Source organism: Haloarchaeobius pelagicus (assembly GCF_051207375.1).
GTDB lineage: Archaea > Halobacteriota > Halobacteria > Halobacteriales > Natrialbaceae > Haloarchaeobius.
In genome coordinates this window covers 422407-444220 of the sequence record NZ_JBPJZD010000002.1, presented here as the reverse complement: position 1 = coordinate 444220, position 21814 = coordinate 422407, and the positions used below count along the sequence as shown (strand labels likewise).

The 21814-nt window shown below is 68.2% G+C and carries 25 protein-coding genes; 17 read left to right on the top strand and 8 right to left on the bottom strand.

The genetic code is table 11. The annotated features are described in order from the left end of the window. Positions 1-2: 2 nt before the first annotated feature. The 9 genes from ACSC1S_RS14780 to ACSC1S_RS14740 all read left to right on the top strand — a co-directional run bounded on the left by ACSC1S_RS14780 (position 3) and on the right by ACSC1S_RS14740 (position 5569). A complete protein-coding gene (locus ACSC1S_RS14780) occupies positions 3-137 on the top strand; it encodes a 30S ribosomal protein S27ae (RefSeq protein ID WP_261648580.1) in 135 nt (44 codons plus the stop codon). Then, positions 138-1733, top strand: a complete 1596-nt coding sequence (locus tag ACSC1S_RS14775; protein WP_435364977.1) for a bifunctional N(6)-L-threonylcarbamoyladenine synthase/serine/threonine protein kinase — start codon at positions 138-140, stop codon at positions 1731-1733. Positions 1734-1788: 55 nt separating this feature from the next. Continuing rightward, positions 1789-2076: a DUF211 domain-containing protein gene (locus ACSC1S_RS14770; RefSeq protein WP_435364976.1), complete on the top strand. Its 288-nt coding sequence runs from the start codon at positions 1789-1791 to the stop codon at positions 2074-2076. After that, positions 2077-2655, top strand: a complete 579-nt coding sequence (locus ACSC1S_RS14765; RefSeq protein WP_435364975.1) for a VIT1/CCC1 transporter family protein — start codon at positions 2077-2079, stop codon at positions 2653-2655. It abuts the gene before it with no gap. A gap of 41 nt (positions 2656-2696) precedes the next feature. Further along, positions 2697-2969 carry a DUF5808 domain-containing protein gene (locus tag ACSC1S_RS14760; protein WP_435364974.1) on the top strand — a complete coding sequence of 91 codons (273 nt, stop codon included), beginning with the start codon at positions 2697-2699 and terminating at the stop codon, positions 2967-2969. Between the two features lie 106 nt (positions 2970-3075). Further along, positions 3076-3729: a helix-turn-helix domain-containing protein gene (locus ACSC1S_RS14755; RefSeq protein ID WP_435364973.1), complete on the top strand. Its 654-nt coding sequence runs from the start codon at positions 3076-3078 to the stop codon at positions 3727-3729. A 51-nt stretch (positions 3730-3780) separates the two neighbouring features. After that, complete coding sequence (locus ACSC1S_RS14750) at positions 3781-4347, top strand: XTP/dITP diphosphatase (RefSeq protein ID WP_435319598.1); 567 nt, start codon at positions 3781-3783, stop codon at positions 4345-4347. A gap of 192 nt (positions 4348-4539) precedes the next feature. Further along, the gene (locus tag ACSC1S_RS14745) at positions 4540-5319 is read left to right on the top strand and encodes an SDR family NAD(P)-dependent oxidoreductase (protein ID WP_435364972.1); all 780 of its coding nucleotides are present in this window, start codon (positions 4540-4542) and stop codon (positions 5317-5319) included. Between the two features lie 43 nt (positions 5320-5362). Continuing rightward, positions 5363-5569, top strand: a complete 207-nt coding sequence (locus tag ACSC1S_RS14740; protein ID WP_435319596.1) for a hypothetical protein — start codon at positions 5363-5365, stop codon at positions 5567-5569. Positions 5570-5581: 12 nt separating this feature from the next. Here ACSC1S_RS14740 and ACSC1S_RS14735 read toward each other — a convergent pair whose 3' ends face one another. The 6 genes from ACSC1S_RS14735 to ACSC1S_RS14710 form a co-directional block, all read right to left on the bottom strand. Beyond that, positions 5582-6049 carry a DUF7384 family protein gene (locus tag ACSC1S_RS14735; RefSeq protein WP_435364971.1) on the bottom strand — a complete coding sequence of 156 codons (468 nt, stop codon included), beginning with the start codon at positions 6047-6049 and terminating at the stop codon, positions 5582-5584. A gap of 138 nt (positions 6050-6187) precedes the next feature. After that, positions 6188-6979 (bottom strand): hypothetical protein, encoded by a 792-nt coding sequence (locus ACSC1S_RS14730; protein WP_435364970.1) that lies wholly within the window; start codon positions 6977-6979, stop codon positions 6188-6190. Further along, complete coding sequence (locus ACSC1S_RS14725) at positions 6976-8187, bottom strand: outer membrane protein assembly factor BamB family protein (RefSeq protein WP_435364969.1); 1212 nt, start codon at positions 8185-8187, stop codon at positions 6976-6978. Before ACSC1S_RS14725 ends, ACSC1S_RS14730 begins: the two co-directional genes overlap by 4 nt. 58 nt (positions 8188-8245) lie before the next feature. Beyond that, entirely contained in the window at positions 8246-9181 is a 936-nt protein-coding gene (locus tag ACSC1S_RS14720) for an ABC transporter ATP-binding protein (RefSeq protein ID WP_435364968.1), read from the bottom strand. Next, positions 9178-10158 (bottom strand): ABC transporter permease, encoded by a 981-nt coding sequence (locus tag ACSC1S_RS14715; RefSeq protein WP_435364967.1) that lies wholly within the window; start codon positions 10156-10158, stop codon positions 9178-9180. Before ACSC1S_RS14715 ends, ACSC1S_RS14720 begins: the two co-directional genes overlap by 4 nt. A 38-nt stretch (positions 10159-10196) precedes the next feature. Continuing rightward, positions 10197-11207, bottom strand: coding sequence for an extracellular solute-binding protein (locus ACSC1S_RS14710; protein ID WP_435364966.1), 1011 nt, complete (start codon positions 11205-11207; stop codon positions 10197-10199). A gap of 65 nt (positions 11208-11272) precedes the next feature. Between ACSC1S_RS14710 and ACSC1S_RS14705 the strand changes: the two genes are divergently transcribed. Next, a complete protein-coding gene (locus ACSC1S_RS14705) occupies positions 11273-11983 on the top strand; it encodes a TOBE domain-containing protein (RefSeq protein WP_435364965.1) in 711 nt (236 codons plus the stop codon). Here the strand turns inward: ACSC1S_RS14705 and ACSC1S_RS14700 are convergent. Together ACSC1S_RS14700 and ACSC1S_RS14695 are read right to left on the bottom strand one after the other, a co-directional pair. After that, the gene (locus ACSC1S_RS14700; RefSeq protein WP_435364964.1) at positions 11948-12823 is read right to left on the bottom strand and encodes a dihydrodipicolinate synthase family protein; all 876 of its coding nucleotides are present in this window, start codon (positions 12821-12823) and stop codon (positions 11948-11950) included. The two genes, ACSC1S_RS14705 and ACSC1S_RS14700, sit on opposite strands and share 36 nt — an antisense overlap. Positions 12824-13150: 327 nt before the next feature. Continuing rightward, on the bottom strand, positions 13151-13804 hold the full coding sequence (locus ACSC1S_RS14695; RefSeq protein WP_435364963.1) for a potassium channel family protein: 654 nt from the start codon (positions 13802-13804) through the stop codon (positions 13151-13153). A 302-nt stretch (positions 13805-14106) separates the two neighbouring features. Here ACSC1S_RS14695 and ACSC1S_RS14690 point away from each other — a divergent pair, with 302 nt between their 5' ends. Genes ACSC1S_RS14690 through ACSC1S_RS14660 form a run of 7 tightly spaced genes read left to right on the top strand, consistent with a single transcriptional unit; the run spans position 14107 to position 21787 of the window. Then, positions 14107-15375 (top strand): ABC transporter substrate-binding protein, encoded by a 1269-nt coding sequence (locus tag ACSC1S_RS14690; protein ID WP_435364962.1) that lies wholly within the window; start codon positions 14107-14109, stop codon positions 15373-15375. 6 nt (positions 15376-15381) lie between these two features. Further along, on the top strand, positions 15382-16401 hold the full coding sequence (locus tag ACSC1S_RS14685; RefSeq protein WP_435364961.1) for a branched-chain amino acid ABC transporter permease: 1020 nt from the start codon (positions 15382-15384) through the stop codon (positions 16399-16401). Next, the gene (locus ACSC1S_RS14680; protein ID WP_435364960.1) at positions 16398-17522 is read left to right on the top strand and encodes a branched-chain amino acid ABC transporter permease; all 1125 of its coding nucleotides are present in this window, start codon (positions 16398-16400) and stop codon (positions 17520-17522) included. Before ACSC1S_RS14685 ends, ACSC1S_RS14680 begins: the two co-directional genes overlap by 4 nt. Next, positions 17519-18337, top strand: coding sequence for an ABC transporter ATP-binding protein (locus tag ACSC1S_RS14675; RefSeq protein WP_435364959.1), 819 nt, complete (start codon positions 17519-17521; stop codon positions 18335-18337). The genes ACSC1S_RS14680 and ACSC1S_RS14675 overlap by 4 nt, the downstream gene beginning before the upstream one ends. Further along, positions 18334-19107 (top strand): ABC transporter ATP-binding protein, encoded by a 774-nt coding sequence (locus ACSC1S_RS14670; protein WP_435364958.1) that lies wholly within the window; start codon positions 18334-18336, stop codon positions 19105-19107. The genes ACSC1S_RS14675 and ACSC1S_RS14670 overlap by 4 nt, the downstream gene beginning before the upstream one ends. After that, positions 19104-19610, top strand: a complete 507-nt coding sequence (locus ACSC1S_RS14665; protein WP_435364957.1) for an LUD domain-containing protein — start codon at positions 19104-19106, stop codon at positions 19608-19610. Before ACSC1S_RS14670 ends, ACSC1S_RS14665 begins: the two co-directional genes overlap by 4 nt. Next, positions 19607-21787, top strand: coding sequence for an LUD domain-containing protein (locus ACSC1S_RS14660; RefSeq protein ID WP_435364956.1), 2181 nt, complete (start codon positions 19607-19609; stop codon positions 21785-21787). Before ACSC1S_RS14665 ends, ACSC1S_RS14660 begins: the two co-directional genes overlap by 4 nt. Positions 21788-21814: the final 27 nt, after the last annotated feature.

Sequence of the window (21814 nt, the reverse complement as noted above, 5' to 3'; positions counted from 1 at the left end):
TCATGGCGCGCTACGAATACTACGACGAGGACGGCAACCCGACGAAAGAGCAGTGCCCGCGCTGTGGCGACACGTTCCTCGGCGACTACGGCGACCGCAAGCACTGCGGCAAGTGCTCCTACACCGAGTGGGAATAGATGCGAGTCCTCGGTATCGAGGGTACGGCGTGGTGTGCGAGCGCCGCGCTGTACGATACCGAGGCCGCTGACGACGCGGACACGATTTTTATCGAATCAGACGCCTACCAACCGGAGAGCGGCGGCATTCATCCGCGCGAGGCCGCCGAGCACATGCACGAGGCCGTGCCCGAGGTGGTCGCGACGGTCCTGGAGCGCGCCGATGGCGACATCGACGCGGTCGCGTTCTCCCGCGGCCCCGGGTTGGGGCCGTGTCTTCGAACCGTCGGCACCGCCGCGCGCGCACTGGCCCAGACGCTCGACGTGCCGCTGGTCGGCGTCAACCACATGGTGGCCCACCTCGAGATCGGCCGCCAGCAGTCCGGTTTCGACTCGCCGGTGTGCCTGAACGCCAGCGGGGCGAACGCCCACCTGCTCGGGTACCGGAACGGTCGATACCGGGTGCTGGGCGAGACGATGGACACCGGTGTCGGCAACGCCATCGACAAGTTCACCCGGCACGTCGGCTGGTCCCACCCCGGCGGCCCGAAGGTCGAACAGCACGCGAAAGACGGCGAGTTCTGTGACCTGCCCTACGTCGTCAAGGGGATGGACTTCTCGTTCTCGGGTATCATGAGCGCGGCCAAGCAGGCGTACGACGACGGTGTCCCGGTTGAAGACGTCTGCTTCTCCCTGCAGGAACACATCTTCGGGATGCTCACCGAGGTGTCCGAACGCGCCCTCTCGCTCACCGGGAGCGACGAACTCGTCCTCGGCGGTGGGGTGGGACAGAACGCCCGACTGCGCGAGATGCTCGAATCGATGTGCGAGGAGCGCGGTGCCGAGTTCTACGCGCCCGAGCCGCGCTTCCTGCGGGACAACGCGGGGATGATCGCGGTCCTCGGTGCGAAGATGGCACGGGCCGGCGACACCCTCGCTATCGACGACTCGGCGGTCGACCCGAACTTCCGGCCGGACGAGGTCCCGGTGACGTGGCGCGGCGCGGACGAGGACGTCCACGTCAGCCCGGAGACGGGCGTGACGGTCCGCGGGGCCGAGGCCGTCGTCGAGTTCGAGGAGGACCGCGTCGTCAAGCGTCGCGTGCCCAAGGCGTACCGGCACGCCGAACTCGACGACAAACTCCGGCGCGACCGGACCGTCCTCGAAGCGAGATTGACGAGTCAGGCGCGCCGCGTCGGCGTCCCGACCCCCGTGGTCCGCGACCTCGACCCCACGGAGTCGACCATCGTCTTCGAGTTCGTCGGCGAGAGCGACCTGCGTGAGGCACCCGCCGAGGCGGCCGTTCGAGACGTGGGTCGCCACCTCGCGGCCATCCACGATTCGGGGTTCGTCCACGGCGACCCGACCACCCGGAACGTCCGGGTCGGTTCTCGCACCTACCTCATCGACTTCGGACTGGGCTACCACACCGACCACGTCGAGGACTACGCCATGGACCTCCACGTCTTCGACCAGAGCCTCGTCGGGACGGCCGACGACCCGGAACCCCTCCGCGAGGCGGTTCGTGACGCGTACCGCGACGCGAGCGAGCAGGCTGACGCGGTGCTCGGACGGCTGGCGACCGTCGAGGGGCGTGGCCGCTACCAGTCGGGGTGATCCCCGGAACCCGGGGTCGGACTGAAGGGCCTCCCCGTCGAATCGACAGGTAGCGATGCCTCCGATACGACGGCTGGTCCTGGACGTACTGAAGCCACACGACCCCAACGCGGTCCGGTATGCCAGGGGTGTGGCGGGTCTCGATGGGGTCGAGGGTGTCAACGTGGTGCTCGTCGAGACCGACCGCCAGGTCGAGACGGTGAAGCTCACCGTCGAGGGCTCCGAGATCTCGTTCGAGACGGTCCGCAAGCGCGTCGAGGACCTGGGCGGGTCGGTCCACTCCATCGACGAGGTGGCGTGCGGGGAGCAACTCGTCGAACAGAGCGAGACGCCGCAGGATTAGATGAGCCGACTCGATGCCCTGCAGGCCGCGCTCAGACGACCGTCGGTGCGGTCTATCTCCCGGCGCTACTTCGTCTCGAACGGGTTCGACGGGACGCTCACCAGCATCGGCGTCGCGACCGGCGCGTACCTCTCGGGCGTGCCCGACGGGCGGACCGTCGTGCTCGTCGGGGTCGGTGGCGCAGTCGGCCTGTGTACGTCGGGCGTGTGGAGCGTCTGGGAGATCGAACGTGCCGAGAAGCTGAGCCAGCGTCGCGAGCTCGAACGCGCCATGCTCCGGGACCTCGACGACACGCACCTCCAGCGCGAGGACCGCGCCGGCCGGGCGGTGAACGCCATCGCCAGTGGGGTCGGGCCGCTGGTCGGTACGCTCACTCCACTGGTCCCGTTCCTGTTCGAGGGGTGGCTGGTGTCGCTGCTGCAGGCGACGCTGCTTTCCGTGGCTGTCGGCGTCGGTCTCCTCTTCGCCTTCGGTGCGTACATGGGTTCCATCGCCGAACTCAACTGGACGGTGACCGGGATTCGGATGGCGCTCGCAGGCGTTCTCGTGGCCGTCGTGAACGTCCTGTTGCCGGGGTGAGAGGAGGTACGTTTTTACCTACAACGGACGTAAAATTCAGTATGGCAGACAAGCCGAGTTCCGGTGAGATCCTTGGAGTTCCGTACAACTTCGAACGCCCCAGCCTGAGTCGAATGCTTTCGTCGTACTGGAAGCCGGGCAAGGGGATGCTCGTGGAGAAGCCGTTCGGTATCGGATATACGCTGAACCTCGCGAACTGGCGGTCGTGGGTCGTCCTCGCCGTCGCTGGCGGGATGCTCTGGATGGAGCGTGGCAAACAGAAGGGCGAGACCGAGGCGGCAGACGAGCCGGTCGAAGTCGTCGTCGAGGACTGAATCGGGGCTGACCGACGGCAGCGGTCGATTCCTTCGTTTTCGTTGCTAGCCGCCACAGCGATGCGTGTGGTCGGGATTTACCTGCCAGCCGCGACCGGTTTTCATTATGAAGTACCTCTCTGTCACGCTCTCGCACTCGGACGAGACGATTCATCCGATGCACGCGTTCGTCTGCGAGCACGGCGGGTACAGCGACTACCGCCTCGTCCACTGGGCCTTCGCGAACGACGAGGCGAACACGCTGCTCTTCCACGTCCGCGGCGACCGCGAGGCGTACGAGGACCGACTCGCCGATGTCGATTCCGTTCGGTCGTACGAGGTCGCGCCGCTCGGCGACGACCGGTTCTACGTGTACGTCCTCGACGAACCGGGCGAGACCGGCCAGCAGCTGCTCACGGCGTTCTCGAAGCTGAGTCTCGTAGCTGTCCCGCCGCTGTCGTACAACACCGACCGTTCGGTCTCCTTCGGCATCCTCGGCGAACCCGATGCCCTGCAGGCCGCACTCGACGCGACACCCGACGGCATCGACGTCTCCATCGACCGCCTCGGGAGCTACGAGGCCGACCCGACCGCAGCGGGCGTCCCCATCACCGACCGCCAGCGAGAGGCGGTCCGGGCCGCCCAGCGAGTCGGCTACTACGACGTGCCCCGCGAGGGGTCGGTCGCCGACGTAGCCGACGAACTGGACTGTGCGACCGGAACCGCGGCCGAGCACCTCCGGAAGGCGGAGTCCACCCTGCTCGGCGACCTCGACTGCTGACCCTCGCCAGCAACCGACGCCTCTTTGCCTGCTGCCCGCCGGCACTCGCACATGACGATTCGCTTCGTGACGAGCAACCAGGGGAAGGTGCGCGAGGCACGCGAGTACCTCGGCACCGACGCGGTCGAGCAGGTGAACTACGACTACCTCGAGATACAGAGCGACGACCTCGCGGACATCGCGGCCCACGGGGCTCGCGAAGCCTACGAGCAACTCGACAGCGACGAGCCCGTGCTGGTCGACGACGCGGGCCTGTTCCTCGACGCGTTCGACGGCTTCCCGGGCCCGTACTCCTCGTACGTCGAGGACACCGTCGGCGTCGAGCGCGTGTACGAACTCACCGACCTCCAGGACAACGACCGCGCGTACTTCCGGACCGTCCTCGCGTACTACGACGGCGAGGAGACGACGACGTTCGAGGGCGCGGTCCCGGGCCGCATCGTCGCCCCGCGCGGCGAGGGTGGGTTCGGGTACGACCCCATCTTCGAGCACGACGGGAAGACGATGGCCGAGATGAGTACCGAAGAGAAGAACGCCATCAGCCACCGGGGGCGCGCCCTCGCGAAGTTCGCGGACTGGCTCGCCAAGGAACCGGCCGAGCGCAAGGGCCCGCGCTAACCTTTTTCCGAGAAGCCGGGACCAGATGGGGCGTGACCTGACCCCCGCCGCCCGGCGGCCGAGGCTGGTGCGTGGCGCACCGTCGGGCCGACTGCGAGCGCCGCCTGTTCGCCATCCTCTCGAACCCACAGTCGAGTCGAACCGCCAGCCGGAACCCGAACCGGTTTCTGATACCGGCCCGCCCGTCCCGGTATGAACCGCGACACCGCACTCGTGACCGGTGCTTCCTCGGGCATCGGCCGCGAACTCGCCCGCCAGTTCGCCCGCCACGGCCACGACCTCGTCCTCGTCGCCCGCCGCGAGGACGAACTCGCCGCGGCCGCCGAGGAACTGGAATCGCGCCACGGCATCGAGGCAACCACGATTCCGAAAGACCTCGACGACGAGGCCGCCCCGCAGGAACTGTACGACGAGGTCCACGAACGCGGCCTCGACGTGGGCATCCTCGTCAACAACGTCGGCATCGGCACGTACGGCCCGTTCTCGGAATCGGCCCTCGACCGCGAGCAGACCCAGCTCCGGCTCAACGTCACCACGCTGGTCACGCTCACCCGGCTCTTCCTCGACGACTTCACCGAGCGAGATGCAGGAAAAGTCCTCAACGTCGGCTCCGTCGCTGGCTTCCAGCCAGGCCCGTTCATGGCCGGCTACTACGCCAGCAAGGCGTACGTCAACTCGTTCACGGAGGCCATCGCCGAGGAACTCCGGGATACGGGCGTCAACGCGACCGTGCTCTGCCCGGGGCCGGTCGACACCGAGTTCCAAGCGCGCGCCGGGATGCAGGATTCGGCGGTCGGGTCGACGTACATGCAGCCGGTCGAGGCCGTGGCCAAGGCGGGGTACAGGGGTGTCATGAGCGGCGAAACCGTCGTCGTCCCGGGACTCTCGATGAAGGTGCTCACGGTGCTCGCTCGCGTGACGCCCCGACCCATCCTCCGGCGGGTGGCTCGCCGGGTCAACAGCGACCGGTAAGCTGAGCGAAACGTTTACCTCTCATGTTGTCATCGCTGAAAATATGTCTCAAGAGAGCGTTCTCCACCGCGTCGGTCCGAAGCGACTCGCGCTGTTCATGGCCGCAGGAGCTGCACTGGTCACCGCGTCGCCGATCCTGTTCTTCGACGACATGCTGATGACTGTCGCCACGCTCGCAATGGCCCTCTTCGGGCTGGTGTTCCTCTACGTCGTCCTTTCACGGTTGTTCCAGAACCACCTCGACGCGTAACGACTCAGTCGCTCACTGCCGCGGGTCCACGTCCGGTCCCGGATACTCGTCGCCGACCACGGCCTCGTAGAGGCTCTCCGGGTCGAACAGCCGCGCGAACGCGTCCGGCGGCCGGACGCTCAGTGACATGTGCTTGTTCATGCCCGCACCCGCCTTGGCGCTCCCGAGGCCGCGGTCGAAGCTGAGCAGGTGGGCGGCCTCGCCGCGGTAGGCAGACGCCAGCCCGGGGTGGTCGTTCGGCGGGTGCTCGACCGATTCGACCTCTTGCTCGATGCGCTCGCGCCAGTCGGCAGCCAACTCGGCGTCGGCCAACTCGGCGATGACCGTCTCGGCATCGTCGAGCAGGTGGTCGCTCGCCACGAGCGTCATCCACGAGTGCCCGCGAACGTGGTCGAGCGCCTCACGGCTCGGGCCGTCACAGAGCAAGTCTGCGGCCAACACGTCCGCGTCGGCGACGACACGCGTGCTCGCCTCAGGCATCGTCCTCGCGGTGGCGGCGGAGCGTTTCTCGGACGGTCTCCTCGTCCACGTCGTAGCTGTCGGCGCGCTCGAACAGCTCGGCCCAGGTCATGTCTGGGTGCAGGAGGCCGGACGTGAAAAGCGACTCGTCGGCGAGGGTCAGCGCTCCCACTGGTCGGTGGCGTGGACCGTCGCGAGCGCGTGTACCGGGCCAACGACGGTCGTCGCGAGGAACGTCCCGACCGCGAGGGGGAGGTCGACGTCGAGCAGGGGAACCGGGCTCGCAAGGAGATGGGCTCCGAGGCCGAGGACGGTCACGAGACCGAAGGTGAGTCGGTTGTGGCCCGCGGTCAGCGTCATCGACCGTCTCAGTGCGTCCACGACCGACCGGCCGCGGAGGAGCAGCACGGGCACCGGGTAGGTCCGCATCGCGACGACGAGCATCCCGAGGACGGCCAGCAGCGTCGCCGGGAAGCCGACCCAGAGCGCCAGCCCGCCGACCCCGCTCCCGAGCGCGCCGAGGACGAGGGCGTAGGCGAGCAGTCGGCCGACTGGCCGCCGGCCCCGGCTCGTCTTCGCGTCGAACCGGCTCACCACCAGTGCCATCGCGAGGACGCCGCAGGCGACGGCGAGGACGTTCGCCGCGAGGGTGCTCGCCAGGTATGCTGGTTCGAGTCCGGGGAGACTCGTCGGCCAGGACTGGACGACCCGGACCACGCCCGGGAACGAGCGTATCCGGACGTGTATCAGGCCGTTCGTCCCGGTCGTCTGCACGTCGACGGGCACGGGATCTGCGAGCCGGAGGGTGTCGACGGCGGCGACGACCACTCCGGCGAGGAGGTACGGCACGAGCAGCGCGGGGTCGTCCCAGATGTCCTCGACGGCGTCGCCGATGAGTCCCATGGTACCGCTGGAACGCTGTCGCTGGTCGGGCTGCTCGCTCGCGCTCATCCGGGCACCTCCAGCGCCAGGAGTTCGCGCAGCGCCGGGGCGTAGAGACGTCTGTCGCCTGGCGTCGGGACCGATAACTCGTCCTCAGCCGGATTCGTCCACCGCCAGCGTTCGGTTCCGTCTGTGACGTCCCGGGCGACGATGGTGTCGTAGTCGACCTGGTAGAGCGTCTCGCCCGCGACGACGGGCGGCCGGTCGTGGGAGCCCGCGGGCACCGACCAGCGGTGCTCGCCGGTTGCGGCGTCGAGCGCGACCAGTTCGTCGTTCTCTCCCTCTTCGGTGTTGACACCGACGAAGAGCGTCTCGTCGGCGAGGGCGGGGCGGCTGCCGTTGCGAGCCATCAGTGGCTGGCTCCACACCTCCTCGCCCGTGGTCGTGTCCAGCGCGGCGACGTGCTCGCTGCGGGCGAGGTAGAGGCGTTCGTCGTCGGCGACGAAGCGGTTCCAGTCGACGATCTCGATGTCTCGCCGCACCCGCCAGCGTTCGGTGCCGTCGTGGTCGACCGCCACCACCACGTCTGCGAAGTTCCCTGCGAACACGGCGCCGTCGGCGACCACGGGTTCGTGCAGGCCGTTCTCGGCGGTGACGTGCCAGCGCTTCCGGCCGCTGCTGGCGTCGATGGCGACGAGGGAACCGTCCCCTGAGACGGGCCCCGACCAGTACACCGTCCCGTCGGCGACGACGGGCCCGGAATCGTCCGCGCCGGTAGTGAGGGACGGGAACACCGACTCGCTCGGTGGCCCGGGAAACTGCCAGCGTTGGCGGAGGTTGTCCGGGACGCTACTCGACGGGTTCGCGGCCGTGACGGCCCCGCCGCCCCCGAAGACCAGCGTCTCGTTCCGGTAGGCCGCCGTGGGGGCGACGACCGGGGCCGAGAACGTCGTCTCGGTGCCGCGGGCGCGGACGGTTCCGTCGGTCGCGTCGACCGCGAGAAATCCGCCGTCGGGATGGTAGAGCGTGCCGTCGAACAGCGTTGCCGTCGCGTTCGGAGCGCCGATGCGTTCGAGGTCCGTGCGCCAGGCGACGCCAGGCTGTTCGCGAAGGTCGCCCACCGGGCTGTGGCCGGTTCTGGCGGCGTCGCCCCGGGGATGTGTCCAGTCCCCAAGAGCGGGGGCTGGCGGGTCGGGCTGGAGGGCGTTGCACCCACTCAGTCCCACTGTCGCACAGCCGAGGAGGAAGTGGCGTCGGGAGGGGGACCAGTCGGTCATCGTCATGAACGTATTTCGGAACTGGCATATTTCCGTCGGTGCTGGCCGTCGGAATTGACTACCCGTCGAGCCGGCTGCGGTGTGCTGCGGGCAGTCCCACCGCGACAGCCTCGCCGACCGCTGGCGGGTCCTGGACCAGCGCCTCGATGGTCGTTCCCTCGATGTCCAGCGTCACCCGGGTCGCAGCCTCCTCACGGGCCGCCCGTTCGACGGTCCCGGTGTACTCCCCGTCGCCGATTCGGACGTGTTCGGGTCGGATCGCGACCGACTCGGCCTTCGAGCCGACGAGGCTTCCGGGGAGCACGTTCGCGCCGACGAACCGGGCCACGAACGCGGTGGCCGGTCGCTCGAACACCTCCTCGGGACTCCCGACCTGGACGACCTGCCCGTCGCGCATGACCGCCACGCGGTCGGCCAGCGCCCGGGCGGTCGTCCGGTCGTGGGTGACGTACAGCGCCGTCACCTCGTCCAGTACGTCCGCGAGGTCACCCCGGAGGCCCCGACGGGTCGGTGCGTCGAGTGCCGACAGTGGCTCGTCCAGGAGCAACACGTCGGGCTGGATGGCGAGCGCCCGGGCGAGGGCGACGCGCTGTTGCTCACCGCCCGAGAGCGTGTCCGGATAGCGGTCGGCGAGGTCGGCCACGTCGAGGTCTGCGAGCAGGTCGTCGGGGTCGCCAGTGTCGTCGTGGTACTTCGCCCCGAAGGCGACGTTCTCGCGGGCGGTCATGTGCGGGAACAGCGCGTAGTCCTGGAAGACGAAGCCGAAGTCGCGATGCTCCGGCGGGGCGTCACTGAGGTCGTGGCCGTGGCTCGCGACGGTTCCGTGGTAGGTGTGGTGGCCGCCGACGCACTCCAGCAAGAGGGTCTTCCCGCTCCCGCTGGGGCCGAGGACGACCAGCGTCTCGCCGGTCTCGACCGCCAGATCGGCGTCGACGGTGAACGGCTCGGCGCCGGGCGCGGTGAACCGGGACTGGATGGTGAAGTCGAGGCTCACGAGGCACCACCCAGCTGGCCGAAGCCGAGCCATCGGACGAGGAGGAATATCAGGAGCGAGAGCACGAGCAGGACGAACGCGACCGACCCGGACTGGTCGAGTCCTGACTGGTTGTACTGCTGGAAGATGTACACCGGGGCGTGGGTGCCGAGGACCGTGTCGAACGCGGGCGGGTAGAAGAACTCGACCGTGTAGGCGACGACGGCGACCGCGCCGAACTCGCTGACGCCGCGGGCCCACGCGAGGACCCCGCCGGTTGCGATGCCGCGTTTGGCGAGCGGGAGGCTCACCCGCAGGAACGTGTCGGTCTGGGTCGCACCGTGGCTCCGGGCGGCGTATTCGAGTCTGGGGTCGACCGCCTCGAAGGCGTCACGGGCCGCGTTCACGGCGAAGGGGGCGGCCACGAACGAGAGTGCGAGCACCATCCCGGCCATCGTCCCGAGGACCGAGACGCCCGGGAGGACGCCGCGGCGGCCGAAGCCGAACAGGATGAGGATGCCCGCGACGGAGTGCGGAACCACGAGCGGGAGGTCGACGAGGGCCGCGATGACCGCGTCACCGGGGAAGCCTCTGGCGAGCAGGTACGCCAGCGGGACGCCGAACAGGAGTGCGAGGACCGCCGCGACCAGTGGCGCGTATATCGTCAGGTAGAGCATCTGGTGGACGGCCGGGTCGGTGAGGGCCTGGGCGACCAGGGCGGGTTTCTGGCGGGCGACGAACAGCCCGAGTGGGAGGGCGAGTGCCAGCAAGAGGACCGTGCCGAGGGTCGCGGTGGCGAGGCCGAACCAGCCCCGGTCGCTGACGTACCCCAGCGTGGCGGCGCTGGCGAGGGCGAACGGGACGTAGAGCGTCGGCATGTCGAGGACGACCAGCCCGGCGAAGACGGCGAACTGGACGGTGGCGACCGCGACGGCGAGCGAGCCGCGGCCGAGCGTGTCGCTCATCGGGGCTGTCCCGGTCGCCGTCTGGTCTTCCATCGCCATCGAACAGGGAGTGTGGAGTGAAGAACCCCGCGCTACAGTTCCAGGGGACCGAGGCTGGACTTCGCCTCGGCCATGGCCATGACGCTCTCCGGCACGTTGCTCTTCCCGCTCTCGGGAACGACCAGCGGCGAGACCGGGGAGAACCCGTTGTCCTCCAGGATGGCCTTGCCGTCGTCGCTGGCCATGAACTCGACCCACTGCGCGCCGAGGTCGGGGTTCTCGGCCACGCCGGGGACGGTGATGCCGTAGGCGATAGGCGCGCCAGTGTAGGTGTTCCCGCCGGCGTTCACCGTCGCCTTCGCGTAGTGCTTGGCGTGTTTCTGGTCGGCCACGGCGAGGTTGACCGCCGGCTGGAGGTCGATGACGTTCACGTCGTGGCTCTTGCCCGCGGACTTGTACTGCCAGGCGTAGTCGAGTTCGCCGGATTCGAGCTGGGCGATGAGCTCCGTCTCGGTCCCCGAGGGGATCTCCGCCTGCTCGATGAGCGCGTCCCGAGTCTCCTCGTCGTAGAGGCGTTCGCCCTCGAACTCGATGGCCCCGAGCTTCATCGCCATCCGGGAGCGGTAGCCGTTCGGGTCGACCGCGGGGTCGCTGTGGGCAACGGCCACGTCGTCACGGGACAGGACCTCCCACCAGTTCCCCGTCGAGAACTCGTCTGCCCCGGTGGACTCGTCGGTGTAGGCGATGGCCATCGAGTTGGTCGCGAAGATGCTGTACCAGCTGCCGTGGTCGGGCAGGACCATGTCCCGGATGAGCCGGAAGTCGGAGACGCCGAGCACCTCTGCGGACTTGCCCTGCTCGGTTATCTTCCTGGTCGACCCCACGGAGCCCTTCGCCTCACGGACGACGTCGGCGTCCTGTTGCTCCTCGAACGGCCCCTCGGCATCCCCGAACGGGGCAGCCAGACTGCCAGCGTGGAAGATGGTCGCCGTATCGCCGCCGCTCCCGCCCGTGAACGACGAGATACACCCGGCGAGTGCTGCGGTCCCTGTGGCTGCCGCGCCGGCGAGAAACGTTCGGCGCGAGTAGCGTTGTTCCGACATAGATACAACGGTGTTTCGACGGGGGTGACATAACGGTTTTGCCGACGGGTCGCGGACGGTTGGCCATGGAGGGCGACTTCGAGGCTGGTCTTCGGTCGGGCGACGTGACCTTCGGGGCCGACGACGCGACGCTGCTGTGGGCCATCGACGACGCCGGCTCGCTGAACCGGGCGGCAGACGACCTCGGTCGCTCGTACGCCCGGGCACTCGCCCGGCTGCAGACGCTGGAGGAGACGTTCGGGTCGCTGGTGGAGCGCACCCGCGGCGGCTCGGGTGGTGGTGGCAGTCAGCTCACGCCCCACGCCCGGGAGCTGCTCGCTCGCTTCCAGCGCCTCAGCGCCGAGTTCGCCGGCGTCGCGGAGGCCGACGAGACCGTTCTGGATGGGAGCGTCGTGGACCGCGACGGGGAACTCGGGACGGTCGAGACCGCTGCCGGCCGGGTGCGGGCACTGGTTCCCCCCGACGCGACCGCCGTGCAGGTCTGGCTCCGCGCGGACGCGGTGACGCTCCACGAGCCGGCCGACGCGCCGGCTGCCGGCGGCACCAGCGCCCGGAACCGGTTCGAGGGGACCGTGACGGGGGTCGATGCCGGGCAGGCCATCGCCACGGTTTCCGTGGACGTGGGCGCGGATGCGCCGCTCTCGGCGCTCGTGACGATAGACAGCGTGGCGCGACTGGGGCTGGAAGCGGGCACACCGGTCGTCGTGACCGCCAAGGCGACCGCGACCCGGGCGGTGGCGTCAGACCGGGGTGTCGAGCGCCCCGTCGACGAGTGAGGCGAGGTCCCGTTCCGCCTCGTCGTCGACCGGCGTGAACGGCCGTCGCGTCCGGCCGGCCGGTTGCCCGCGGTGGCGCATGGCGGCCTTCAGCCCGGGGACGCCGTGCCCTGCCGTGACGGCGCGATTCAGTTCGACGAGCGACTGGTTCAGGCTGCGCGCGCCGTCGATATCCCCTGACTGGTGTCGCGCGTACACCTCGCTGGCCAGGTCGGGGACGACGTTCGCCATCGCCAGCACGCCGCCGGCGGCACCGTAGTCGAGGCCGGCGGCGTAGATGCTCCCGCTCCCGACGAGGACGTCAAAGTCGGCGTCGTCGGTGCGCGAGACGGTCCGCTGGAGCGCTTCCAGGCTCCCGCTGGAGTCCTTGATGCCAGCGATGTTGGGGTGGGTCGCCAGCTCGCCGACCGTCTCGGGCTGGAGCACCGTGTCGGTGTACTTCGGGACGCTGTAGAGGTAGATGGGGATGGCACTCGCGTCGGCCACGTCCCGGTAGTAGTCGGCCATGGCCGCCTGGTCGTGCTGGTGGTAGAACGGGGTGACGACCAGCGCGGCGTCCGCACCCACTTCGGCCGCGGCCGCGGTCTGCTCGCGGGTCTGGTGCAGGCCGGGGTGGCCGGTCCCCGCGAGCACGGGCAGGTCGGTCTCGTCGGCGACGATCTCGACCACCCGCGTCCGTTCTTCGGGTGTGAGCAACGCGGCCTCGCTGTTCGACCCGCAGGGGACGATGAAGTCGACGCCCGCGTCCTCGACCCACGCGACCAGGGCACGGAGCGCGGCCGCGTCGATGCTCTCGTCGTCGGCGAACGGCGTCACAAGCGGCAGTCCGGTTCCTCGCATGGTCGCCACGACTCACCGCCCTGGCAAAAGTGTGGTCGCCCCGGCCAGCTGGGTACTGGCCCGTCGCAGATACCGGCACCGTCTGCAGGAACCACAGCCGTTCATACGGGGTCTGACGGGTGTCTGACGTAGTTTTATACTGTCTCCGCGGATGGCTGAAACCGGGTGCGCGGTCCGACGGCCTCGCGATCCCATCCTCACTCGGCGCGCACCCCGGCACACCGCTGTCTCTCCCCCCACATCGCTCCTCTTCCCCCCTTTCCGGTACGACTCGACCGTCGTCACTGTGCGTTCGATATCCGACGAAAACGAGCGTGCTGCCTGCGGTCAGGCCGACAGTGCGTCTCGCACCTCACCGACGCGTTCGGTCTCGACGACGACGGCGAGCTGGTCTCCGGCCTCGATGCTCGTGGTCGGCATCGGGATGGTCAGGGACTCGTTCGCGTGGCCGTGGGCGTAGATGCGGGCCTCCTCCGGGAGGTCGACTTCGACGACGCGCTTGCCGACGAGCGGAGAGTCCGCCGGAATCTCGAACACGGAGAACTGGAGCTTCTCCGTGATGTCCGCGAGGACGTTGAAGTCGCCGCCGAGCATGGCGGTCTTCGCGCCTGCAGCCCCGAGGCGTTCGGGGTAGATGACCTCGTCCACGTCGTTGGCGTACTTCTCGTAGATGTCCTCGCGGTAGTCCTCGTCGATGCGCAAGACGGTACGGGCCCCGTGGTGTTTGCCGACCATGCAGGCGGTGAAGTTCACGTTCAGGTCGGGCGTGAGTGCGGCGATGGCGTCGGCGTCCGCGATACCGGCCTCTTCGAGGATGTCCTCCTCCTCGCCGTCGCCCTCGACGACGGTGAAGCCCTCTTTGCGTGCACGTTGGACCTTGTCGTAGTCGTTGTCGACGACGATTACCTCGTGTCCCTCCTCCGCGAGGATGCGGCAGGTTCGGGTTCCGACTCGACCGTAGCCCACGATAACGAACTTCATGGGGAACGCTACGCAACCGGGGGGTAAAAAAGTGCGTTCGTCTCGGGCATCGGTTTCCCCCAGTGCGATTCTCGAACTCGGCAGGACGAATCGGCCGGGCTCGCGTCGCGCCGACGGTGTCGGCGGTGTACCTGGCAATCGTTTCCTGTATCATACCAGCCCGTGATAATTTGGTAGTTTGTGGCAAACTAACACAGGTTCTGTGAGTTCTTGATTATTCCAGCGCTCGAGTGTAAATTCATCGGTGACTCTGGGAGAGGCTACCATAGGTGCTTATACCACCGGGTTTGAAATGGAATGTCATGGGTGGCACCAACAATCGCGGCACGGGAACGAGTAGACGCACTGCACTGAAGACCCTCGGCGCGGCCGGGGTGGCCGGCCTCACCGGACTCTCGGGTTGTCTCGGCGGCCTGGGTGGTGGCGGTGGCGGCACCGACACGCTGACAGTCGGCTACACGACCTCGCTGTCCGGCCCGTTCGCCGTGTTCGGCGAGTCGGCGCTCGACGGCGCGAAGCTGGCGGTCGAGGACCTCAAGGACGAACTCGGCGTCGACATCGAGATCAAAACCGGCGACACGAAACTGGAACCGAGCACCGGCGTCAGCCGGATGAAGAAACTCGTCACGGAGGACGGTGCGGACTTCACCATGGGTGCGGTCTCCTCCAGCGTGGCGCTGAAGATGGGCGAGTGGGCCTCGCAGAACGAGGTCGTCTACTTCCCGACGGGCGCACACAGTGACGCGCTCACGGGGAGCGGCTGTAGCAAGTACGTGTTCCGGCCGACGACCTCGAACTCGATGCTCGCGGCGACCATCGGCGAGGAGATGGCGAACCAGGCGGACAACTGGTACCTGCTGTACTCCGATTACTCGTGGGGGCAGACCGCCCAGGCGGCGGTCACGCGCATCCTCGAATCGCAGGGCAAGACCGTCGTCGGGAAGTCGGCGACGCCGTTCCCCAACGACGACTACGCGCCGTACCTCAACGAGGCGAAGTCCGCCGACGCGGACGGTATCGGCATGCTCGTCGCGGGGCTGGACCTCCGCAAGGCGACCAACCAGCTCCTCGCGAAGGGTATGCACGAGGACCACGTCCTCGCGATGCACCAGCTGGAGGACGCGGTCTACAACGACAAGAAGGCGGCCAGCGTGCTCGACGCGGCCGGCCAGGTCTGGGGCCCCGGCGTGGAGAACAGCGCCAGCAACGACTTCGCGACCCGCGTCGCGGAGAACTCCGAGACCAGCCCCTACGTCCGGCACTACCTCGGCTACGTCTCGATGGACCAGGCGGTCCGGGCGGCGGTCCGGGCGGATTCCTCGGGTGCCGAGGAGATGCGGTCGGCCCTCGAAGGCCACGAGGTCACCTCGCCCGCGAAGGACATCAAGGGCGGCGAGAAGATGTACTGGCGTGAGGGCGACCACCAGCTCATCCAGCCGACGTTCAGCATGGAGGCGCTCCCGGAGGGCGACATGCAGGACGACCCCTACAAGCGCTGGTTCACCGCGACCAAGACGTTCGCGGGGGACGACGTGGCGCGTTCGGTGGCCGACACGGGGTGCTCGTTCTAACAGTCGATGAGCACGACACAACTCACGCGTGAACGACTCGTGAACGTCTCGCCCGTCTGGTGGGCGGTCGGCGTCGTGACGCTCGTCCTGCTGGGCATCACGGCGGCGGTCGACCCGGGGCTGTTCATCGACCAGGCCATCGGTGGCCTCGTCTACGGGATGGTCCTGGTGCTCATCACGCTCGGGCTGTCGCTCATCCTCGGGCTGATGGGCATCGTGAACTTCGCCCACGGGGCGTTCTTCATGCTCGGCGCGTACGCCTCGTACTCGGTCGTCGTCACGCTGGGGCTGCCGTTCTGGGCGGCCCTCGTGCTCGTCCCCGTCTTCGTCGGGGTCGTCGGCGTGTTGCTCGAGATGACGGTTCTCAGGTACCTGTACGACCAGGACCCCATCGTCAGCCTGCTCGCGACGTTCGGCCTGACGATGATGATGGAGCAGGTCATCGAGAGCCACTGGGGCACCCAGCCGCTGGGCTACGACAAGCCGGGGCTGCTGGCGGCGAGCGTCGACCTCGGCCCGACGCAGGTGGGCGCGTTCCGCCTGTTCATCGTCGCGGTCGCGGTCGTCACCGTCGTCGCCGTCTACGCGCTCATCTCGAAGACCGACTACGGCCTGACCGTCCGGGCCGGCGTCCAGGACGGCGAGATGACCGAGTTCGTCGGCGTGAACCTTCCGTTCCGCTTCACCACGATGTTCTTCGTGGGGGCGGCCATCGCCGGCCTCGCCGGCGCGCTCTATGCACCCGAGTACACGATGAACACGACGATGGGCGAGACGTTCGTCATCCTCGCGTTCGTCGTGGTCGTTGTCGGCGGCGTCGGTAGCCTGTTCGGCAGCGTCGTCAGCGGCATCATCATCGGCGAGGCGCGTTTCCTCGTGCCGGCGGTCGGCGACGCGCTGTCGGAGGTCACCGGTATCGGCCTCCTCGGCGCGGACATCGGCGGCATCGTGCCCTATCTGGTGATGGTGCTCATCCTGCTGGTCAGACCACGCGGCCTGTTCGGCGAGGAGGGGTTCCTCGAATGAGCGGCGAGACGGTCCACGGCGAGGCCGAACGCGACTCCGACGCCCTCGCCACGGCGAAGGCGCTGGCCCAGCGCTACCGCATCCCGCTCGGCCTCGTCACGCTCGTTGTGCTGCTCAAACCGCTGGTCTCGCTCCCGTTCCTGCTCGGGTTCGAGGCCATCGCGGCCACGATGCTCATCTGGATGCTGTACGTCGCGGCGTTCAACCTGCTGTTCGGCTATACAGGATTACTCTCGTTCGGGCACGCCATGTTCCTCGGCATCGGGATGTACGCCGCCGCGTTGGGCGTCTCCGGGCACGCGGGCTTCCCCGTGCTCGGGTTCCCCCTTTCGACAGTACTCGGGATGGTTCTCGCGGCCGGCCTGGGGTATGGCATCGGCCGACTCACGGTGCAGAAGGGCGAGATATACTTCGCCTTCCTGACGCTGGCGGTGGCCCAGGCCATCCACTTCACGGCGAACAAGAACCCCGGCGAACTCACCGGTGGCTCGAACGGTATCTCGCAGGGCGTCCTGCCCGGCTTCGTCGAGACGACCCGGGGGCGACTCAGCCTGCCCCTCCCGTTCGACGTCGCGGGCTTCGGCTCGCTCGACTGGTACTGGTTCGTCGCGCTGGTGTTCCTCGCGGCGATGCTCGCGCTCTGGCAGATCACGCGCTCGCCGTTCGGGCGGTCGCTGGTGGCCATCCGCGAGAACGAGAACCTCGCCCGCGCGATGGGCGTGAACACCACGCGCTACAAGGTGCAGTCGTTCACCCTGAGCGCGATGTTCGCGGCCCTCGCCGGGGCACTGCTCTCCATCAACGACTTCGGGGCGTCACTGGAGACGCTCTCGGTCACCACGAGCGGTGACACCGTCCTGATGGCGGTGCTCGGCGGGGTCCGGTACTTCTTCGGCCCCATCGCCGGGGTGTTCCTCTGGCAGTTCGCCGAGGAGTTCCTCACCGACTTCGGGGTGTTAGACCTCGGTATCGTGAGCCTCGACCTCGCCGCGGACTGGCCGTTCTTCCTCGGTGGCATCTTCGTCATCGTGGTCGTGGCGGCCCCGCTCGAAGGCGTCTGGGGCTTCCTCACCGGTCGCATCTCCCGACTCGTCACGCGGGTCCGGGGTGATGCCGAATGAGCGGTGAGGCACCGGGCAAGATGGACGTCGACGTCGACCAGGCGGTCCCAAAGAGCGAGGCCGCCCTCGCCACCGACGGTCTCCGGAAGACCTTCGGCGAGGTGACCGCGGTCGACGACGTCTCGCTCGGCATCGAACCGGGCGAACTCCGGGCCGTCATCGGTCCGAACGGGGCCGGGAAGACCACCCTGTTCAACTCCGTCATGGGCACCCTGGAACCGACCGCGGGGCGCATCTACCTCGACGGCACCGACATCACGGACGACCCGGAGTACGACCGCCCGCACCAGGGGCTGGCGCGGTCGTTCCAGTCGAACGAACTGTTCGCCGACCAGACCGTCCTGGAGAACGTCCGCGTCGTGGTCCAGACCACCGAGCGCGGCGACTTCAGCTGGGACCTGTTCCGCGACCACCGCGAGGTCGGCGAGGACGCGGCCCGCGAGCACCTCCGGCGCGTCGGCCTCGACGCCGACCCGGACACGCTCGCGAAGAACCTGAGTCACGGCGACCAGCGCCGCCTCGGTATCGCGATGGCGCTCGCGACGGACCCGGACGTGCTGTTGCTGGACGAGCCGACCTCGGGGATGAGCCCGGACGCGACGAACGCGACCGCGGAACTCATCCAGTCGCTCCAGTCCGAACTGGGGCTCACGCTCGTCCTCATCGAACACGACATGGACGTCGTGCTCTCCATCAGCGACCGCATCAGCGTGCTCAACCGCGGCTCGATAATCGCGACGGGCACGCCCGAGGAGGTCCAGGCGGACGAACGGGTCCAGGACGCCTACCTCGGCGGCATCAGGGAGGAACTATGAGTTCTGACACAGCGACACCACGCGACGGCGAATCGGACGCAGAGGGAGACGTGGCCGACGGCCCGGTCGTCCTCGACGTGGCCGGCCTCGAAGCCGGGTACGAGACGGGACAGGTGCTGTTCGGCGTCGACCTCTCCATCCACGAGGGAGAACTCGTCTCGCTGCTCGGCCGCAACGGCGCGGGCAAGACGACGACCATCCGGGCCATCATGGGCGGTGACGTGCCCGAGGTGACCGGTGGCGACGTCCGCTACCGCGGCGAGTCCATCCTCGGGCTGAAGTCCTACCAGCGCGCGAACCGGGGCATCGCAATCGTCCCCGAGAAGCGACGCTGTTTCCCGCGACTGACCGTGGTCGAGAACATCAAGCTCGCGGTGAACACCGTCGACGACTCGCTGTCGGTCGACGCGGTCCTCGAGTTCTTCCCCGAACTCGACGATATGCGGGAGAAGCACGCCCGGAACATGAGCGGGGGCGAACAGCAGATGCTCGCCATCGCCCGGGCGCTGGCCGCGAACCCGGACCTGATGCTGCTCGACGAACCGTTCGAGGGGCTCGCGCCCTACATCGTCCGGCGCATCGAGGACATCATCGCGGACATCAACGACGAGAAGGGCGTGACCGTCTTCTTCGTCGAACAGAACGTCGCGGCCGCGCTCGCCATCGGGTCGCGCCACTACATCCTCGACGAGGGACAGATCGTCGCCGAGGTCAGCACGGAGCGACTCCGAAAAGACGACGCCCTTCGGAAGACGTACCTCGGGGTATGAGTACGGGTATCACAGACGCGTTCACGGAGTCGGTCGCCGAGACCGGGGCGACCGTCGAGGTCGTCCCTGCGGCGGACGCCGAATCCGCAATCGCGGCGGCGGTCGACGCGCCCACTGTCGGGACACCGCTCCCGTTCGAGGGCGTCGGCCTCCCGGAATCGGTGGCGACCGACCCCGGTCCGTCCGACCTCGCCGACGCCGAGACGGGTGTCACGCCCGCCCGCCTCGGTGTCGCCGCGCTCGGTAGCATCCTCATCCGGTCGACGCCGGAGGGCGACGAGCCGGTGAGTCTCTACCCGAACCGCCACGTCGCGGTCGTCGCGGCCAGCGCGCTCGTCGTCGGGACCCGGGACGCGGTCGACTGGCTCGCCGACGAGTTCGAATCCGGGCGCGATTCCTACGTGTTCGCGACCGGTCCGTCCGCGACGGCCGACATGGGTGGCCTCGTCGAAGGGGTCCACGGCCCGAACGAAGTACACGTCATCGTCATCGAAGACAGATGAGCACAGAACGAAGACGCAAGGCGGCGGAGATTCGTCACCTGCTCGACGCGGAGGGCCCGAACATCGGCCCGAGCGTCCAGGACAAGAACGAGAAGCGCTACGCGGCCATCGACCGCTTCGACGACTGGGAAGACAGTCGCGAGGCGGCACGGGCCATCAAGGAGGACGCCATCGCGAACCTCGACCACCTCATCGAGACGGTTCGGGCGTCGGTGGAGGCCAACGGCGGGACGGTCTACCTCGCCGAGGACGCGGCGGACGCGAACCGCTACGTCGAGGAGGTCTGTGAGTCCGAATCGGCGGAGACGCTCGTGAAGTCGAAGTCGATGACGACCGAGGAGACGGACCTCAACGACGCCCTCGCGGACGCCGGGGTCGACGTGTACGAGACCGACCTCGGTGAGTTCGTCATCCAGCTCGCGGACGAATCCCCGAGCCACCTCGTCGGCCCGGCACTGCACAAGTCCCGCGAGGAGATCGCCGACCTGCTCAACGACGTATTCGAGCCCGAGGAACCCCTCGAAACGGCCGAGGAGATGACGAAGTTCGCCCGGGACTACCTGGGCGAGCGCATCATGGAGGCCGACGTGGGCGTCACGGGCGCGAACTTCGTGATGGCGGAGTCGGGCACCATCGCGCTCGTCACGAACGAGGGCAACGCCCGCAAGTGCGCGGTCACGCCCGATACGCACGTCGCGGTCGCGGGCGTGGAGAAACTCATCCCCTCGATTCGCGAACTCGGACCCTTCATCGACATCATCTCGAAGGCGGCCACGGGGCAGGACATCTCGCAGTACATCTCGCTGTTCACCCCACCCACGGACTCGCCGACCTTCGACTTCGAGACCGACGAGCGCGGGTTGGGCGAGGACCGCGAGTTCCACCTCGTGCTGCTGGACAACGGTCGCTTCGACATGCGCGAGGACGAGCACCTTCGCGAGACGCTGTACTGCATCCGCTGTGGCGCCTGCTCGAACTCGTGTGGCAACTTCCAGGCCGTCGGCGGCCACGGCTTCGGCGGCGAGACCTACTCCGGCGGCATCGGCACCGGCTGGGAGGCCGGCGTTCACGGTCTCGACAGCGCCGCGGAGTTCAACGACATGTGTACCGGCTGTACCCGGTGCGTGAACGCTTGCCCCGTCAAGATCGATATCCCCTGGATAAACACGGTCGTCCGCGACCGCGTGAACCGGGGCGTAGACGCCGACGCCTTCGACCATCTCGTGGAGGGGTTGACACCCGACGAGGAGCCCGCTGGACTGGACCTCGGCACGCGCCTGTTCGGGAACTTCGACACGGTCGCGAAGCTGGCGAGTGCGACCGCCCCCGTCTCGAACTGGGTGGCCAGTTCGGAACCGGTCCGGGCCGGGATGGACCGCTTCCTCGGCATCGACCGCCGTCGCGAGTTACCGAAATTCCAGCGCGAGACGCTGGTGAAGTGGTTCGACTCGCGAGGCCCGACCGTCTCCGCCGAGGAGGCCGACCGCGAGGCCGTCCTCTATCCGGACCTCTACACCAACCACGTGCTGGTCGACCGCGGGAAGGCCGCGGTCCGGGCGCTCGAAGCCCTGAACGTCCACGTCAGGGTCCCGAAGGTGGCCTCGTCCGGGCGCGCGCCGCTCTCGCAGGGCATGGTTTCGACTGCAGCGGACCACGCCCACGAGGTGTACGCGAGCCTCGCCGAACACATCGACGCGGACCACGACGTGGTCGTGGTCGAGCCCTCGGCCCTCGCGATGTTCGACCGCGAGTACGAGAAGTTCCTCGCGCCGAAGTCCCACGAGCGCCTGAGCGACGCGAGCTACGAGGTGATGGAGTACCTGTATGGTCTCCTCGAGAACGGGGCCGATTCGAGTGCCCTGGAATCGCCACCTTCCGAGGTGGCCTACCACAGCCACTGCCAGCAGCGGACCCTCGGGCTGGAACCGTACACCGTCGCGGTGCTGGAGGACTGTGGAGCCAGTGTCCGCACCTCCAACACCGAGTGCTGTGGCATGGCCGGGAGCTTCGGCTACAAGTCGGAGTACTACGAGATGAGCATGACCGTCGGCGAACCGCTCCGCGAGCAGTTCGCGGGCGAGCGGACCGTCGTCGCGTCGGGGACCTCCTGCACCGAGCAGTTAGGCGACCTGCTCTCGCAGGGGATTCGACACCCGGTCGAGTTGCTCGTCCGGTAACTCAGGCGGTCGCCGTCGCGTTCGTCT

Bases quoted from the DNA above. Each gene is read 5' to 3' on its own strand.
- ACSC1S_RS14780 (WP_261648580.1), top strand. From the start codon at position 3: ATGGCGCGCTACGAATACTACGACGAGGACGGCAACCCGACGAAAGAG.
- ACSC1S_RS14775 (WP_435364977.1), top strand. From the start codon at position 138: ATGCGAGTCCTCGGTATCGAGGGTACGGCGTGGTGTGCGAGCGCCGCG.
- ACSC1S_RS14770 (WP_435364976.1), top strand. From the start codon at position 1,789: ATGCCTCCGATACGACGGCTGGTCCTGGACGTACTGAAGCCACACGAC.
- ACSC1S_RS14765 (WP_435364975.1), top strand. From the start codon at position 2,077: ATGAGCCGACTCGATGCCCTGCAGGCCGCGCTCAGACGACCGTCGGTG.
- ACSC1S_RS14760 (WP_435364974.1), top strand. From the start codon at position 2,697: ATGGCAGACAAGCCGAGTTCCGGTGAGATCCTTGGAGTTCCGTACAAC.
- ACSC1S_RS14755 (WP_435364973.1), top strand. From the start codon at position 3,076: ATGAAGTACCTCTCTGTCACGCTCTCGCACTCGGACGAGACGATTCAT.
- ACSC1S_RS14750 (WP_435319598.1), top strand. From the start codon at position 3,781: ATGACGATTCGCTTCGTGACGAGCAACCAGGGGAAGGTGCGCGAGGCA.
- ACSC1S_RS14745 (WP_435364972.1), top strand. From the start codon at position 4,540: ATGAACCGCGACACCGCACTCGTGACCGGTGCTTCCTCGGGCATCGGC.
- ACSC1S_RS14740 (WP_435319596.1), top strand. From the start codon at position 5,363: ATGTCTCAAGAGAGCGTTCTCCACCGCGTCGGTCCGAAGCGACTCGCG.
- ACSC1S_RS14735 (WP_435364971.1), bottom strand. From the start codon at position 6,049: ATGCCTGAGGCGAGCACGCGTGTCGTCGCCGACGCGGACGTGTTGGCC.
- ACSC1S_RS14730 (WP_435364970.1), bottom strand. From the start codon at position 6,979: ATGAGCGCGAGCGAGCAGCCCGACCAGCGACAGCGTTCCAGCGGTACC.
- ACSC1S_RS14725 (WP_435364969.1), bottom strand. From the start codon at position 8,187: ATGACCGACTGGTCCCCCTCCCGACGCCACTTCCTCCTCGGCTGTGCG.
- ACSC1S_RS14715 (WP_435364967.1), bottom strand. From the start codon at position 10,158: ATGGAAGACCAGACGGCGACCGGGACAGCCCCGATGAGCGACACGCTC.
- ACSC1S_RS14710 (WP_435364966.1), bottom strand. From the start codon at position 11,207: ATGTCGGAACAACGCTACTCGCGCCGAACGTTTCTCGCCGGCGCGGCA.
- ACSC1S_RS14705 (WP_435364965.1), top strand. From the start codon at position 11,273: ATGGAGGGCGACTTCGAGGCTGGTCTTCGGTCGGGCGACGTGACCTTC.
- ACSC1S_RS14700 (WP_435364964.1), bottom strand. From the start codon at position 12,823: ATGCGAGGAACCGGACTGCCGCTTGTGACGCCGTTCGCCGACGACGAG.
- ACSC1S_RS14695 (WP_435364963.1), bottom strand. From the start codon at position 13,804: ATGAAGTTCGTTATCGTGGGCTACGGTCGAGTCGGAACCCGAACCTGC.
- ACSC1S_RS14690 (WP_435364962.1), top strand. From the start codon at position 14,107: ATGGGTGGCACCAACAATCGCGGCACGGGAACGAGTAGACGCACTGCA.
- ACSC1S_RS14685 (WP_435364961.1), top strand. From the start codon at position 15,382: ATGAGCACGACACAACTCACGCGTGAACGACTCGTGAACGTCTCGCCC.
- ACSC1S_RS14680 (WP_435364960.1), top strand. From the start codon at position 16,398: ATGAGCGGCGAGACGGTCCACGGCGAGGCCGAACGCGACTCCGACGCC.
- ACSC1S_RS14675 (WP_435364959.1), top strand. From the start codon at position 17,519: ATGAGCGGTGAGGCACCGGGCAAGATGGACGTCGACGTCGACCAGGCG.
- ACSC1S_RS14670 (WP_435364958.1), top strand. From the start codon at position 18,334: ATGAGTTCTGACACAGCGACACCACGCGACGGCGAATCGGACGCAGAG.
- ACSC1S_RS14665 (WP_435364957.1), top strand. From the start codon at position 19,104: ATGAGTACGGGTATCACAGACGCGTTCACGGAGTCGGTCGCCGAGACC.
- ACSC1S_RS14660 (WP_435364956.1), top strand. From the start codon at position 19,607: ATGAGCACAGAACGAAGACGCAAGGCGGCGGAGATTCGTCACCTGCTC.